A 14,988-nucleotide genomic window follows, 5' to 3' on the forward strand; every position below is an offset into this window, starting at 1 on the left:
CTATCCGACACGCCGACAGCAACACCCGCCGTCGACGTCGGCACGCCGTCGCCGACCAACGACCAGTACCGATCGACAACCGACCGCAACCGTGAAAGATGCACGCAACACTCCTGAGAAATTCCAGTGTTGCAATCACTCCCTGAACCCAAGTCGGTGCGACTCCCGAGTCGGAGTGCGACGGAAACCTCTGCCATGGAACGCGCTTGCGATGGGACCGGCCTCAGATCATGTCGCGCGAGGTCATCCAGCGCAGCGTCGGCCACCCGATGAAGACCGGCAACCAGCACGTCAGCACGCGATACATGAGGACGGACGGCACCGCGATACTTGCCGGCAGCCCGAACGCGGCGAGACCGCCGATCAGTGCGGCCTCGACAGCGCCGACACCGCCGGGTGTAGGTGCAGCAGACGCGAGCGTGCCGCCGATCATCGTGACCACCGTTACGGTGATGAACGACGCGCCTCCACCGAACGACTCGATGCTGGCCCACAATGCCAGTGCCGCACCGAGAGTCGTCGCAATGCAGCCGAGGAAGATCAGCGAGAAACGTTTCGGGTCGCGGATCAGTTCGCCGAGTTCCCCGAACACCTCCGTGACCTGAGGCCGGATGGCGTTGTTCAGCCAGCGCCGCAAGATCGGTACGAACATGAACGTGCCGATCAGGCCGAGTGCGACGCCCGCGATGAGGTACAGCACGGTTGCGCTCGGGACGAAATGCGACAGGTCGGTCGTCGTTCCCGCGGCGACGCTGAAGAAGATGAGCAGGCTCACGTGGGTGATGACCTGAACCGACTGTTGCAGGGCCACTGCGGCGGTCGCGCGAACAGTGCCGAGGCCGCCCTTTTGCAGGAATCGCACACTCAGCGCAAGCCCGCCGACGCCGGCGGGTGTCGTCGTCGCGGCAAATGTGTTGGCCACCTGCATGATTGCCAGGTTGTAAAACTTGACCAACCCAGATGCGCACGCCCACAACGACACTGCCGCACCGACATACTTCAGCACCGAGACGCCGAGACCGAGTAGCGCCCACCACCAGTTCGCCGTGAGAACCTCGGTGAAGAACGTCGGCACAGCGCTGATGAACGGATACGCGACGTAGACGAGCCCGATCAGCAGGACCAGCTGAACGATCTGGTTCCGGCTGAAGCGTGTGACCTGTTCGGGCTGAATCTCTTTGGTGTCCGTCTGCTTGCGGACCTCTTCGCGCGCCGCCTTCATGACGCTGTTTCCGTTGGGAATCGACTTGCGAACCTGCAACGGCATCGCAGACCGCGTCAGTCGTCGGGACGCCGTCAGCACTGCGTCCTTGCCGAGGACGTCGATCGCAGTTCGAACCGCGTGCTCTTCGCCGAACATCGCAGACGTGGTCACCAGCAGCTGCGCTATATCTGACTGGAATTGCGAATCTGAGGCGCCGAATTCGGCGAAGGTGAATTCGCCGAACAGCGCTATGCCGTCGTCGATCCGGATTTCGTTGCGGCGTAAGCCGCCGTGCGAGATGCGATTTGCGTGCAGCTTCCGCAACGACGACCAGACGCTGAACGCGAATGCGGGATCAGGATTCGGGTCGATCGGAGCACCGCGAGGTGTGCTGTGCGCGTACATCTCCCAGCCGCGATCGAGGGTCGACAGGGCAAGCGTCTTCGTGCTCGCGAGCCCGATGTCGTCGATCGCGATCGCCATGAGCGCGCGGTGTTCCACAGCTCGCCGCATCGACGCATGCAGTGGCGCTAGCTCGCTGCGGCGATGCCAGAACCACCGCCAGAACTGGCGGAGCGCGCCACCGCTGCGCTGATTCTGACCGTAGAGCTCGACGATGACTTCGGTATTCGGTTCGTCGCATTTCGCCGCCAGTAACAGCGGTCCGGGGCCAGCGGGTCGCAGGACGCGAATTCCCGTCACCGTGTATCCGAGTTTTGCGAGGACGCGAACGGCGCGGTCGAGAGGCACCTCGAGTGCCGGTGTGCCCACGAGCAAGACGAGCAGAGTGCCGATGAGCCAGCCGACCGACAGTCCGAGCACGGTACGCGCGGGAATCACTTTGCTGACTACGAGGTGAATCGGGACGAAAGCGAGCAGCAATATCCACCAGGTGCGTCGCCACCGCAGCGGCAACCATGGGCCGGACACTGTCAGGACCGCAGCGAGAATCGCAATCCAACGGGAATCGTCGAGAAACTGTGAGATGAACGAATCGAGCCGATCATGGACTTCGATATGCCATTCCGGCGTCAGTTGCCCAGTGACGATGATCGAGAGAGTAAGTCCCGAAATAAGCGCGGCCACGGCAAACCCCGCGAGCAGCTTCCACTGCCGGCTGAAAATCAACCCGATGAGAACGAAAAACGGCAATGCGAGTATCAGAATTCCGTATACGAGATAAACAAGCTTCGCTTGGTCGGGACTGAGCACACCGACGATGTCGGATACCGACCGTTCCAGCGAATGCCATTGATTTCGCGTGATCAGCGACCCGGCCATGACGATGCCGACGAACGCCGTCGCAAGCGCAACTCGGACTATGTCGTTGGTGCGACGGATGAGCGGTTGCAGCAGGCTACCGACAACCGGAATCTCCCGCCCATCAACGCGCATCTTCGCAACAGTCTTTCGATCGAGTGAACTGACCCTCCCGTGCAGCTTCAGTCAACTTATTCCACCGTGTGCACAACGGATGCGATTGGGGCGCGAGTCGACGGCGAAAGAACTCATTTCCCGCCGTACGCGTATTGGCGGCGAATGTGGGGAAACCACTTGTCGAAAGGGGCCGTGAGTCGGGACCGACCTGATCGTGGGCATGCCCCGTCGAGAGGATTCGCGATGGTGGACCAAGTTCCCAAACGTGTGCTGCACCCACACGTGCTGCGCGACTACGCCCTGTTGGCCGACGGTGAGCGCGGCGCGCTCGTCGGTCCAACCGGAAACATTTCCTGGATGTGCGTGCCACGATGGCATTCGGAGGCCGTGTTCTCGACGCTGATCGGTGGCACCGGTATGTACGTGGTCAAACCTACGGCGAGCCGGTTCGTCTGGGGCGGCTGGTACGAAGATCGCTCGCTGATCTGGCACAACCGCTGGGTTACCGAAGACTCGTCGATCATCGAATGCCGTGAGGCTCTTGCCTTTCCAGGTGACCCCGATAGAGCGGTTCTGCTGCGCAGAGTGCTTCCGCTGCACGGCGCCGGTCGCGTCGACGTAGAACTCGACGTCCGCGCCGGTTTCGGTCGCTTCAGCATGACCAGGCTCAAGAAGAAGGACGGCATCTGGACGATGCGTTCCGGGGATCTGCGGCTGCGCCTTTCAGGTGCCGACAACGCAGATATCGATTCCGACGGCGTGCTCCACGCCGTCATCGATGTGCGGGAAAACGACCATCACGATCTCGTACTGGAGCTGTCGGACAAAACGCTTCCGCGGGAGCCGGTGTCAGCGGTGGCGGCGTGGGAGGCGACGGAACACTCGTGGAAGAAGGAGGTGCCGCTGATCAACGGGACGCTCGCGGATCGCGACTCGCAGCACTCCTATGCGGTGATGCGGGGCTTGACGAGCAGTAACGGGGGCATGGTCGCTGCGCCGACGATGTCGTTGCCCGAGCGTGCCCGGCGAGATCGAAATTACGATTACCGGTACTCGTGGATTCGCGACCAGTGTTATGCCGGTCTGGCAGCGGGGACGGCGGAAGCCACTCCCCTTCTCGACGAGGCGATCCGATTTGTTTCCGAGAGGGTACTGACGGACGGGCCTGACCTGCGGCCCGCGTACACCACGGATGGTTCGGCCGTGCCCAGCGAACGTCGTCTCGACCTACCGGGGTATCCGGGTGGCCGGCCCAAGACCGGCAACTGGGTGAACAACCAATTCCAGCTCGACACTTTCGGCGACGCGCTGTTGCTGTTTGCCGCGGGCGCGCGACTGGACCGCCTTGACACCGTGCACTGGCACGCGGTCGAGGCAACGGTGTCTGCGATCGAAAAGCGTTGGCAAGAAAAGGATGCCGGAATCTGGGAGATTCAGAACGACCGCTGGGCGCACTCCCGACTCAACTGTGCGGCCGGCCTGCGCGCGGTCGGTGCCGTTGCGCCCGCGCCGCAAGCTGCGGTGTGGAACAGCATGGCCGATCGGATCGTTGCCGAGACGTCAGCGGACTGTCTGCATCCGACCGGGCGGTGGCAGCGCGCGCCGGGGGATCCGCGCGTCGACGCGGCGTTGCTGATTCCGCTGGTTCGCGGTGCGGTCGCGGCGGACGATCCGCGCACGCGGGCCACGCTCGACGCGGTCCGCGCCGAACTCTGTGCCGACGGCTACGTCTACCGGTTTCGGCAAGATCCGCGTCCGCTCTCGGATGCCGAAGGCGCGTTTCTGCTCTGCGGTTACGTCATGGCTTGGGCAACCCATCAGCAGGGTAACGACGTCGAAGCCCTGCGCCTGTTCGAGCGGAATCGGGCGGCCTGTGGACCGCCGGGATTGTTCACCGAGGAATACGACGTCGACCAACGGCAGATGCGGGGCAATCTGCCGCAGGCGTTCGTCCACGCGGTGATGCTCGAATCGGCGCATCGACTCGCCGAACTCGATCCGATGGACAAGGAAACTGCGTCCTGACGGGTGGTGCTTTTCAGGCGCGGTTGGTGATCCGTGCCCAGTGCGGGCGCAGCCGCTTCTTGACGGTGAAAGGAATCCATCGCCTGAGCACGTGCATCCGCTGGCGTAGCTCCGGTGACGGTCGCGGCCCGAATTCGTATGCCAGCAACCAAAACCACACGATCACCAAGATCGGGATCACGATGTACCAGTAGTGGAAAACGAAGTTGGAGATGCGAAACAGTTCGGTGATGCCCGCGAGAATCACCAAGACCGCAACGCCGACAAGACCAACCATTGGGACCGGGCCCTCCCCTTCATCCTGGTGACCGAACGGACTCCAAGGCTACGGACCCGCTGGTCGGATGTGTTCGGTTCCACGGGAAACAATTGGTGGAGCGGGAGGCTTTGCCGACCAGGTGGTTGTGGGGGTGTCGGGCGAGTGGGCGTCTCGGGGGCTGCCTGTTCGGCGGGTGGGGGTGTGCGGGTTGCCGACCAGGCGGTTGTGGGGGTATCCGCCGGGTGGGGGTCGCGGGATCAGCCTGCTCGGCGGGCCGGGACGTGCGGCTTTGCCGACCAGGCGGTTGTGGGGATATCGGCCAAGTGGGTGTCGCGAAATCAGCCTGCTCGGCGGGCCGGGGTGTGCGGGCTTTGCCGACCAGGCGGTCGCTCGGCACCCGCCGACTACCCCTGCGCCACCAGTTGCTTCTGTTCTTCGATGGCTTCCGGGGTGCCCGGAACCTCGGTGCCGCGTAGAGACATGCCCTTCGTCTCGATGAGGAAGTACGCCGAGACAATGCCGATCAGGCATGCGCCGAGCATGTAGAACGCGGGGATGAGATTGTTCCCGGTTGCGCCGATGAGGGATTCGTTGATCGCCGATGCGGTTCCGCCGAACAGCGAGGTCGCGACGTTGTAGCCGATGGCGACGCCCGCGAAGCGGACGATCGTGGGGAACATCGCCGGGAAGGTTGCCGAAATAGTCGCGAGCTGCGGCGCGTAAAGCAGGCCAAGCACCGCGAAACCGATGATCGCTCCGGCGAGGTTGGTGCCGATCAGCATGTACATCGGGATGACGGCAACCACCAGTGCGGCGCACGAGAACAACCACATCGGACGTCTGCCGATTCGGTCGGACAGTCGGCCGAAGAACGGGAGGGTCACGAGCATCGCTATCTGACCGAACAGCGGGACCAGCAATGCGTCGGACTCCTCCATGTCCAGTGTGGTCTGCAGGTAGGTCGGCATGTAACTCAGCAGCGTGTAATTGACGACGTTGAGCGCGATGACAAGGCCGAAAAGGATGAGTACGCAACGCAGATACTTCGTCAGCAGGTCTTTGAAGACTCCGGTGACTTCGTCTTCTGTCGCTTGCTTTTCTTCGAGTTCACGGAAGATGGGCGTGTCTTCCATGCGGTTTCGCAGGTACATACCGATCAGGCCGAGTGGCGCGGCGACATAGAACGGCAGGCGCCAGCCCCAGGTTTCCATTGCGTGCTCGTCGAGGACGTTCACGAGCAGCAACGCGATCGAGTTGCCGAGTACGAAGCCCGACAAGGTTCCGACTTCGAGGAAGCTGCCGTAGAAGCCGCGCTTGTTGTCGGGCGCGTATTCCGCCATGAACGTCGCTGCGCCGCCGTATTCGCCGCCGGCGGAGAAGCCTTGGACGATTCGTGAGGCGTACAGGAGGATCGGCGCCCAGATCCCGATCGATTCGTAGCTCGGGATCAAACCGATGAACAGAGTCGACGACGCCATCAGGATGATCGTCATCGCGAGAACGCGTTTACGGCCGATCCTGTCGCCGAGCGGACCCCAGAAGAGGCCGCCGATGGGACGGATCAGGAACGAGAGCGCGAAGCCGACCAGCGTGTACAGGACGCCGTTGCTGTCTTCGGGGAATAGTGATGCTGCGATGTGCGTCGTCAATATGCGTAAACGCCGTAGTCGAACCATTCGACTGCATTCCCGATTGCCGACGCACCGATTGCTCTGCGGAGAACGCTGGGCGGCACGTCGTTTGGACTGTGGGTCTTGCTCGTTGGCTGCGACACGGAATTCTCCTGTCTTCGGCATTAGGAGCGAAGGTCCGTTTCCGCGCAGGAGACAACGCCATCGCTACAGCGAAGCAGGCGTACCCACCCGTTCGAGCTTTTAAACGCGACCCGTGATCTGCAGTTCCACAGAATCGGAAAGTCGGTACGGCTTCGTCTCGACCACCGCTCCGAGGACCCGGCGCAATCGCGACACCTCGGCGCGAACGGTGACGATATGTTCGGCATCGCCGTACACGGCGTTGCTCAGTTCGGCCGCGGTCAATCCGGTTCTGCCGTGCCTGTGCAAGAGTTGCAGGATCTCCGAATGCCGCGACGTCAGCGCGCTGCGCCAATCGTTGTCGGCGCCTGACACTTCGATCGTTGGCGGACCGGACAGATCCAACGTCATTCGCAACCGGGTGTCCTTGCCCGCGGGGCGCACAAGCCACCCGTCGCCGATCTGTTCTGGGATGCACAGTCCGAGACGCGGTACGGTCAGCGTCTTCGCGTTGCGCGGGACTGCAATTCGGTCGGTCGATATCCCGGATGCGTGTGCGACCCAGCCGTTGTCGTCGACGAGCAGCACGGGACCGGAGGTTGACGCGAGCAGCGGTGCGGCGACTGTTCGCAACCGCTCCAAGCGTTGCTCGTGGCGCCGCCACAACTGCGATTCTGCAAGGCGCACACCAGTTTCCACGAGCGCGGTGATGGTCGGGTGCAGCGTAAGTGCCGGACCGCTGACGTCGACGATTCCGAGGAGGTCACCCGTGCGAGGATCGTGGATCGGTGATGCGGTGCAGTACCAGGGATGCTGTGCCTGTTCGAAGTGCTCGGCTGAAAAGAGTTGCACTGGAGCCGCTTCCGCAAGTGCTGTGCCGATAGCGTTTGTGCCGACACGAGATTCGGTCCACTCGGCACCTTCGGTGAAGCCCAGCCCGTCCGCGTGATGCCGGACCCGCGCCGACCCGTCGCGCCACAGAATTATGCCGTCGCTGTCGGTGACGACCAAGAGGAGTGCGGACGCGTCGGCGACCGCCGTGATGACCTGCCGTAAATCCTCGATGACGCCCTGCAGCGGTGAAGCGCGCCGCCGCCGCTCGACCTCCTCGAGCGGCAGTGGATCGCGCAGGTTCGACGCGTCTGGATCGAGCCCAGCCCGCAGCACGCGGGTCCAGGAACGAGCGACGACGTCGCGCGGCGCGAGCTGCGAACGGCCCCCACCGATGACTGCATCGTGCATGCGGAGCAGGTCGCGCGCGTAGCGGGGCAGATCGGTGCCCGGCCGAATCGCGCTGAATCCACTCACCACACGAGGGTGCGCCTCCGTGCAATCCGTTGCAACCCTGTCGTGTCCTGGCGCGTCGGGTGTGTGCTCTGTGTCACACGGGTTACGGAGACGACAAGGAGTTGCGATGACGCAGACGATCGAGCCGGTTTCGACGAACGGACAGGTTCACGCGCCGGCAGTGCGGGTAGCCAGGTGGCTGGCGGAATTCGAGGCAGCTCTCGCGGCGCGTGACGTCGACAAGGCGGCGAGCATGTTCGCAACGGACAGCTTCTGGCGCGATCTCACGGCATTCACCTGGAACATCAAGACTGTCGAAGGGCCTGCGGGTGTGGCGGACATGTTGCGGGCCCAGCTCGAACAGGCTGCACCGTCCGGCTTCCGGGCGTCCGAGGAACCGACGGAGGCCGACGGCGTGACGTCGGCGTGGATCGAGTTCGAGACGGCGGTCGGCCGCGGAACAGGGCATCTCAGGCTCAAGGACGAAGGCGCCTGGACGCTGCTCACCGCGATGCAGGAACTGAAGGGGCACGAGGAAGGCAAGGGGCGGCGGCGGCCGCGCGGCGTCAAGCACGGCGCCGACAAGAATCGCGTCACGTGGTCCGAGCAGCGGGCCAACGAAGAAGCCGAACTCGGGTACACCCGGCAGCCGTTCGTCGTGATCGTCGGCGGTGGGCAGGGCGGAATCGCCCTCGGCGCCCGGATGCGGCAGCTCGGAATTCCGGCGCTGGTCCTCGACAGGCACGATCGACCGGGTGACCAGTGGCGCGGCCGGTACAAATCGCTCTGCCTGCACGATCCGGTCTGGTATGACCACCTGCCCTACATGCAGTTCCCCGAGAACTGGCCCGTGTTCGCCCCGAAGGACAAGATCGGCGACTGGCTGGAGATGTACACGAAGGTCATGGAGGTTCCGTACTGGAGCAAGACGACCTGCAAGTCGGCGACCTACGACGAAGCCGCCAAGGAGTGGTCGGTCGTCGTCGACCGCGCCGGCGAGGAACTGACGCTGCGCCCGAAGCAACTCGTGCTTGCTACCGGAATGTCGGGTAAGCCGAATGTGCCGTCGTTTCCCGGCATGGACAAATTCCGGGGCGACCAGCATCACTCGAGCCACCACCCCGGACCGGACCGCTACGCCGGCAAGAAGGCCGTCGTCATCGGTGCGAACAACTCTGCGCACGACATCTGTGGCGCGTTGTGGGAGGTCGGCGCCGACGTGACAATGGTGCAGCGGTCGTCGACGCACATCGTGAAGTCGGATTCTTTGATGGACCTCGGGCTGGGGGACCTGTACTCCGAGCGTGCGCTCGCAGCAGGAATGACGACGCAAAAGGCAGATCTGACGTTCGCGTCGCTTCCGTACCGGATCATGCACGAGTTCCAGATTCCGGTGTATCAGGCAATCAAGGAACGCGACGCCGACTTCTACGACCGTCTGGAAAAGGCCGGCTTCCAGCATGATTGGGGTGACGACGGTTCGGGTCTCTTCATGAAGTACCTGCGGCGCGGGTCCGGCTACTACATCGACGTCGGCGCCGCGGAGCTCGTCGCCAACGGTGACATCAAGCTTGCGCACGGCCAGGTTCGCGAACTTACCGAGAACAGCGTGATCCTCGACGACGGAACGGAACTCGAAGCCGACCTCGTCGTCTACGCGACCGGATACGGCTCCATGAACGGCTGGGCCGCGGACCTGATGGGCCAGGAAATTGCGGACAAGGTCGGCAAGTGCTGGGGCCTGGGCTCCGACACCACCAAGGATCCCGGACCATGGGAGGGCGAGCAGCGCAACATGTGGAAGCCGACCCAGCAGGAAGGCCTGTGGTTCCACGGCGGCAATCTGCACCAGTCCCGGCACTATTCGCTGTATCTCGCACTGCAACTCAAGGCGCGGTACGAGGGCATCCCGACGCCGGTCTACGGACTGCAGGAAGTGCACCACACGGCTTAGACGTCACTGGTAAGGATCGGTGATCTCGCGCAGCTTCGTCAGTAAGCGACGAAGCTGCGCCATATCGCGCTCACCCAAGTATTCGGTCCACTCCTGCTCGACCTCTGTGCCTGCGGCCGTTGCCAATTCGACGAGCTTGGTACCGCGTTCGGAGTAGCAGACCAGTCGCGCCCGACCGTCCGCCGGATCCGGCGCTCGTTCGACGAACCCATCGCGCTCGAGTTGGTCGACGAGAAACCCGGCGGCCTGCTTGGTCACCTGTGCCTGTTCGGCAAGATCGGTCAGGCGGGTTCCCTTGTGTCCGATGCGCTGGAAAAGCCGCCGCTGCGCGACGGTCATGCCGCCGAAGCCGGCCTCGTCGAGCGCCGCAACGACTCGGTTTTCCATCGCGCGGTACGGAATGAACATCAACAGCGCCACGTTCGGGTCAATGTTTTCGGCCACCGGCACCCCTTGATTTGATCAAAGTACCTTGATTAAATAGTCAAAGACACTTTACCAAAGTCGAGGGCGGTGGCGACATGGATAGCGAAACGGGTTGGCAGGTTGTTCGCAGTCAGCGGCTCAGCCTCGCGGACATGCTCGACACGCTGACCGAGGACGAATGGGAGCGGCCGTCGCTGTGCGCGGAGTGGCGGGTCCGGGATGTCGTCGCGCATCTTGTGATCGGCGCGAATGCGCCCAAGCTCTCGTCGATGTTCGCGGCGGGGGTGCGTGCGGGCTTCAACCCGCACCACGTGGGGCGCGACACCGCGATCCGGCTTGCAGAAAGTGCGCCGGACGAGCTGGTGGATCGGTTGCGCGACCACGCCGGCGGCCGCCGACTGCCGGTTCCGGTATTCACCGACTACCGGGATATGGTGTGCGACATCCTCGTTCACGGCCAGGATATCGCGATACCGACCGGGCGTGACCGGCCGATGCCGACCGACGCCGCGTGCCTCGCGGCGACACGCGTCTGGACGATGGGCTGGCCGTTCTGGGCGAAGCGCAAGCTGCGCGGGCTGCGCCTCTCGGCCACCGATGCGGACTGGTCCGTCGGCGAGGGCGAACTCGTCGAGGGGCCGATCTCGGCTCTGCTCCTGCTGGTCGCGGGTCGCCGCGCAGCGCTGGACCGCCTCGATGGCGCGACGAATCTCATTGCCCGCTAGGGGCTTCAGCCAACGGCCTCGTACACGGCCCGCAGGTATGCCTCGCTGCGCGGCGAACCGACCAAGCCCGGTCCCATTTTGTTCATCATGTACGACACGGTCATGCGGCGGTCGAGATCCATGATGATCATCGACCCGCCCCAGCCGCCCCAGAAGCAGATCCGGTCGTCGGGGATGTAGGGCACAGTATCGAGTTGTGGTAGCCCGTAACCGATTCCGAAGCGCAGCGGTATGCCGAGAACGAGGTCGGCACCGTTCGATTGCTCCTCGAAAATCAGGTCGATGGTCTTCGGTGTGAGCAACCGGACGCCGTCGACCGCTCCGCCGAGCGAGATCGCCGACATGATGCGTGCGACCGATCGCGCATTACCGTGCCCGTTGAAAGCGCCCATGTCTGCGTTGCGCCACGGCGCGGTGTTTGCAACTGTCGCTTCCAGCGGCGGCGAGCCCAGCGTCTTTCGCATGAGATTGTCTTCGGGCAGGACACTGAGATCTATCGGAAGTGGTGGTGGCGGAACGACATCGGCGATCCGTGGCCAGTCCGCCTCGCGAGCGCCGATCTGGAAGTCGGCACCGAGCGGCCCGGCAATTTCGGTGGCGACGAACTCCTTCAGGTGCTTGCCGGTTACCCGCCGGATCACTTCACCGACCAGATGGCCCATGTTCTGCGCGTGATAGCCCGATGCCTTGCCGGGCTCCCACCAGAGTGACTGCGCTGCAAGTAGTTCCGTAGACTTCTGCCAGTCGAAGAGGTCCTCGACCGTGAACGGCTGTTCCCACCCCGACACGCCGGACGTGTGTGACATCAGGTGGCGGACCTCGACGCCCTCCTTGCCGTTCGCCGCGAACTGGGGCCAGTAATCCGCCACGGGCGCAAAGACATCCAACTCGCCGCGATCGACCAGCATCAGAGCCGCGAGGTTCGTGATCGTCTTCGTCGTGGACCACACGTTGGTGATCGTGTCGCTCGTCCACTCCGTCGTCCGGTCGCTGTCGCAGTGGCCGCCCCAGATATCGACGACGGTCTGGCCGTCGATGTCGACGACGATCGACGCGCCGAGCTCTTCGCCCGCCGCGAGCTGCTCGTCGAGCGCGGCCCCCACTCCGGCAAAGCGGTCGTCGAACGTGCCATGAACACGGGCTTCAGTCATGGGAGAACACCTTTCGGAGTGTATTGCGGGTCGCCGAGTAGTGCGGCGACAGCAATCGCCGCTTTGTTTGCGTCCGGTCGTTCGCCGGTGATGAGGTCGGCGTAGATGAACGACTCGGAGATTCGTGCGATCAGGTACGCGAGGTCGTGCGCCGAGAGGGCGTGCCGCAGGTTGCCGCGATCGATCTCCTGTTGCAGGAGGCGTTCTGTTGCACCGACGATTTCGTGTTGTACGCGACTGGCTTTGGTCGTGAGGATCCGTAGCCCGCGTTCGGGTTCGCGGCGAAGGAAAGCACGGAAGTAGGGTGCGGCGATCAGGTCGGAGACGAACTTGCCGGTGGCGTCGGCGACGCGAGCTGGACCGACTGAATCGGTCGCATCGATTGCCCGCTGGTAGGTCGGTGCGCCGAGGGACCAGAGCACGGTCGCGAGCAGTTCGTCTCTGTTGCCGACCCAGCGGAAAAGGGTCGTGCGATCGACACCGAGTTCGGCGGCGAGCTTCTGCATATCGATGCGCTCGCCGGAAACGAAGATTCGGCGCGCGGCGCCCACCGCTACGGCAGATCCCGGCTGGCTGTGGTGTACGTCACTCACCCATGCAACATACAACTAGACGTTGCAACATTTCAATGGATGTTGCGTGGCTACTTCAGTTTGGCTACGACGTTCGCCTTGGTGATGTCGCCGCCGTAGTGGGCGAGAACTCGTTTGTCCATCACCGCGCGCCACAGGGGCGGTACCAAAGCGAGCAGGACCATCGTCGCGTAGCCGTAGGGCAATTGCGGTGCCTCGTCGTTGCTGCGCAAGGTCTGGTAGCGCCGGCCCGGGTTGGCGTGGTGGTCGCTGTGCCGCTGGAGGTGGAACAGAAATATGTTTGTCACGAGGCGATCGCTGTTCCAGCTGTGGCGGGGCAGGCATCGTTCGAAGCGGCCGTTTGCGAGGCGCCCGCGCAGGAGCCCGTAGTGCTCGACGTAGTTGACCAGCTCGAGCAATCCGAATGCGATGCATGCCTGCAGCAGCAGCCAGGGTGCGGCCGCCCAGCCGAAGACGAGTAGCAGCGAGCCGAACAAGACCGCGCTGAACAGCCACGCCTGCAGGATGTGGTTGTCGGTGGACCACGGACTGCGGCCGGTCTTGAGCAGGCGGGTCCGCTCGAGGCGCCACGCGGACCTGAACCCGCCGGCGACGCTGCGCGGAATGAACTGCCACACCGATTCGCCGAGCCGTGAGCTTGCGGGATCGTTGGGTGTTGCGACGTTCGCGTGATGGCCACGGTTGTGCTCGACGAAGAAATGGCCGTACAGGGTCGGGGCGAGCGCCGCCTTCGACAACCAGCGCTCATGCTTCTCGCGGCGGTGACCGAGTTCGTGCGCCGCGTTTATTCCGATCCCGTTGACGAGGCCGATGGTGACCGCAAGGCCGAGTTTGTCGACCATGTCGAGTGTGCCGAAAGACCACAGCCAGCACGCAACGGTCATGGCGACGATCTGCATGGGAAGGAACGCGTAGGTGCACCAGCGGTAGAAGCGGACGTTGGAGAGTTCCTCGTACACCTCGTCGGGCGGGTTTTCACCGTCGTCGCCGACGATTCCGTCGATCAGCGGTATGGCGCCGAAAATGAGCATCGGCCCGATCCACCACAAGATAGTTTGACCGGTGAGCGCGACCAGCGTGGATGGCAGCAACGCGCATGCCGGGACGATTAGCCCCAGCACCCACAGATACTTCTTTCGATCGCGCCATGTGCGATGTTGCTGCGTTTCTACACGGAGCATAGTCTCGTCCCTAAACAAACTCGAAGTATTTGAACTCCGTCTGGAACGAACTTATCTCCGGATAAACGTGATTGCTAGAGAATTGCCGAGGAGAGACCAAGGCCATAAATAGCAGATCCTATGGCCGCGGTCACATTCTTTGGTTGTCAGATATTGTCCGCTGTCACCGGAAGCTTTCGAACTCGCGAGCGGCGAATTGCGTGCGCGACCGAGAACTTGCCGCGTTTCGGGTCGTAGGGCCGATGCAAGACATACAGCAGAACATGGAAGTACTTGTGATAGCGCAGGGCCTTCTCGATCTGCGGCGTCATCGCCCCATGGAGCGTGAACGTCTTCGTCCCGGAGTCGATGTATGCGGTGAAGTCCCTGGGCGGAGTCAGCGCCCGGCGCGGCGAAATGTCGACCCGCATATCCGTGAGCTGCAGGATCTTGGGTCCCTCGGCATTGATGCAGAGCGCGAGGTCGACGTCTTCGTGGATGTCTTTACGGGTGCTGACGTCGTCGCGCACCTGCTCCCATACCGAGCGTCGAATCGCCATGTTCGCACCGTGCAGGTTGCGGATCTCGCGATCGCCGCCCATCGCGCCGAGCCGAACCTGCCGCGCCACCCACCAGCCCTTCATTTTTCGGAAGGGTGAGTCGTAGGAGTTGTTGAGTCCGCTGATGCCGCCCACGTGGTCGACGTCATCGCGTTCGAAGAAGCCGAGGACGACGCTCGCCCAGTTCGGGTACGCGCGCGAATCGGAGTCGAGGCGACCGAGAATATCGCCTGTTGCTGCATCGAAACCACGGTTGCGCGCAAATGCAACGCCGGGCTCTGGCTCGCTCAGCAGCTGAATCTTTGGCTGTTCTTTCGCGAATTCACGCACGATCGCTGCGGTGGAATCGGTCGAGTTATTGTCGACGACGATGATTTCGTGAAGCTCGTCGACCTGGCTGACCAGTGCTTCCAGGCACGGTCCGATGTAATCCTCTTCGTTGAATGCCGGAATGACCACCGAAAGAGTGTGTTTTGCCACCCCACGACGCTAGCGGAGGATTCGAGTCGTTTC

At 63.2% G+C, this 14,988-nt stretch carries 11 protein-coding genes and 1 pseudogene; 3 read left to right on the forward strand and 9 right to left on the reverse strand.

All coding sequences use genetic code 11. The features are described 5' to 3' along the window. Nucleotides 1-223: 223 nt before the first annotated feature. Nucleotides 224-2,599, reverse strand: a complete 2,376-nt coding sequence (locus JGU72_RS22925; protein ID WP_199686421.1) for a lysylphosphatidylglycerol synthase transmembrane domain-containing protein — start codon at nt 2,597-2,599, stop codon at nt 224-226. Nucleotides 2,600-2,824: 225 nt separating this feature from the next. On the opposite strand from JGU72_RS22925, the gene JGU72_RS22930 reads away from it, so the two are divergent. Beyond that, nucleotides 2,825-4,606: a glycoside hydrolase family 15 protein gene (locus JGU72_RS22930; protein WP_199686422.1), complete on the forward strand. Its 1,782-nt coding sequence runs from the start codon at nt 2,825-2,827 to the stop codon at nt 4,604-4,606. 13 nt (nt 4,607-4,619) lie between these two features. Here the strand turns inward: JGU72_RS22930 and JGU72_RS22935 are convergent, their stop codons facing one another. From JGU72_RS22935 to JGU72_RS22945, 3 genes and pseudogenes are all read right to left on the reverse strand, one after another. Continuing rightward, a complete protein-coding gene (locus tag JGU72_RS22935) occupies nt 4,620-4,883 on the reverse strand; it encodes a hypothetical protein (RefSeq protein ID WP_199686423.1) in 264 nt (87 codons plus the stop codon). Nucleotides 4,884-5,269: 386 nt separating this feature from the next. Next, nucleotides 5,270-6,639, reverse strand: a pseudogene (locus JGU72_RS22940) (MFS transporter). A 100-nt stretch (nt 6,640-6,739) separates the two neighbouring features. After that, complete coding sequence (locus JGU72_RS22945; protein ID WP_199686424.1) at nt 6,740-7,927, reverse strand: helix-turn-helix domain-containing protein; 1,188 nt, start codon at nt 7,925-7,927, stop codon at nt 6,740-6,742. Nucleotides 7,928-8,033: 106 nt separating this feature from the next. Here JGU72_RS22945 and JGU72_RS22950 point away from each other — a divergent pair, with 106 nt between their 5' ends. Then, the gene (locus JGU72_RS22950; RefSeq protein WP_199686425.1) at nt 8,034-9,860 is read left to right on the forward strand and encodes a flavin-containing monooxygenase; all 1,827 of its coding nucleotides are present in this window, start codon (nt 8,034-8,036) and stop codon (nt 9,858-9,860) included. A gap of 3 nt (nt 9,861-9,863) precedes the next feature. Here JGU72_RS22950 and JGU72_RS22955 read toward each other — a convergent pair whose 3' ends face one another. Then, complete coding sequence (locus tag JGU72_RS22955; protein WP_199686641.1) at nt 9,864-10,268, reverse strand: MarR family winged helix-turn-helix transcriptional regulator; 405 nt, start codon at nt 10,266-10,268, stop codon at nt 9,864-9,866. Nucleotides 10,269-10,381: 113 nt separating this feature from the next. On the opposite strand from JGU72_RS22955, the gene JGU72_RS22960 reads away from it, so the two are divergent. Then, nucleotides 10,382-11,011, forward strand: a complete 630-nt coding sequence (locus tag JGU72_RS22960) for a maleylpyruvate isomerase family mycothiol-dependent enzyme (protein ID WP_199686426.1) — start codon at nt 10,382-10,384, stop codon at nt 11,009-11,011. 5 nt (nt 11,012-11,016) lie between these two features. Here JGU72_RS22960 and JGU72_RS22965 read toward each other — a convergent pair whose 3' ends face one another. From JGU72_RS22965 to JGU72_RS22980, 4 genes are all read right to left on the reverse strand, one after another. Then, on the reverse strand, nt 11,017-12,162 hold the full coding sequence (locus JGU72_RS22965; RefSeq protein WP_199686427.1) for a serine hydrolase domain-containing protein: 1,146 nt from the start codon (nt 12,160-12,162) through the stop codon (nt 11,017-11,019). After that, the gene (locus tag JGU72_RS22970; RefSeq protein WP_307828569.1) at nt 12,159-12,755 is read right to left on the reverse strand and encodes a QsdR family transcriptional regulator; all 597 of its coding nucleotides are present in this window, start codon (nt 12,753-12,755) and stop codon (nt 12,159-12,161) included. Before JGU72_RS22970 ends, JGU72_RS22965 begins: the two co-directional genes overlap by 4 nt. 50 nt (nt 12,756-12,805) lie before the next feature. Continuing rightward, nucleotides 12,806-13,936 (reverse strand): alkane 1-monooxygenase, encoded by a 1,131-nt coding sequence (locus JGU72_RS22975; RefSeq protein WP_199686428.1) that lies wholly within the window; start codon nt 13,934-13,936, stop codon nt 12,806-12,808. A gap of 146 nt (nt 13,937-14,082) precedes the next feature. Further along, nucleotides 14,083-14,955: a glycosyltransferase family 2 protein gene (locus tag JGU72_RS22980; RefSeq protein WP_199686429.1), complete on the reverse strand. Its 873-nt coding sequence runs from the start codon at nt 14,953-14,955 to the stop codon at nt 14,083-14,085. Between the last annotated feature and the right edge of the window lie 33 nt (nt 14,956-14,988).

It is taken from the genome of Antrihabitans auranticaus (assembly GCF_016481275.1).
Taxonomy (GTDB): domain Bacteria; phylum Actinomycetota; class Actinomycetes; order Mycobacteriales; family Mycobacteriaceae; genus Antrihabitans.

Coding starts and splice junctions, on each gene's coding strand:
- JGU72_RS22925 (WP_199686421.1), bottom strand. CDS start 2,599: ATGCGCGTTGATGGGCGGGAGATTCCGGTTGTCGGTAGCCTGCTGCAA.
- JGU72_RS22930 (WP_199686422.1), top strand. CDS start 2,825: ATGGTGGACCAAGTTCCCAAACGTGTGCTGCACCCACACGTGCTGCGC.
- JGU72_RS22935 (WP_199686423.1), bottom strand. CDS start 4,883: ATGGTTGGTCTTGTCGGCGTTGCGGTCTTGGTGATTCTCGCGGGCATC.
- JGU72_RS22950 (WP_199686425.1), top strand. CDS start 8,034: ATGACGCAGACGATCGAGCCGGTTTCGACGAACGGACAGGTTCACGCG.
- JGU72_RS22955 (WP_199686641.1), bottom strand. CDS start 10,268: ATGTTCATTCCGTACCGCGCGATGGAAAACCGAGTCGTTGCGGCGCTC.
- JGU72_RS22960 (WP_199686426.1), top strand. CDS start 10,382: ATGGATAGCGAAACGGGTTGGCAGGTTGTTCGCAGTCAGCGGCTCAGC.
- JGU72_RS22965 (WP_199686427.1), bottom strand. CDS start 12,162: ATGACTGAAGCCCGTGTTCATGGCACGTTCGACGACCGCTTTGCCGGA.
- JGU72_RS22975 (WP_199686428.1), bottom strand. CDS start 13,936: ATGCTCCGTGTAGAAACGCAGCAACATCGCACATGGCGCGATCGAAAG.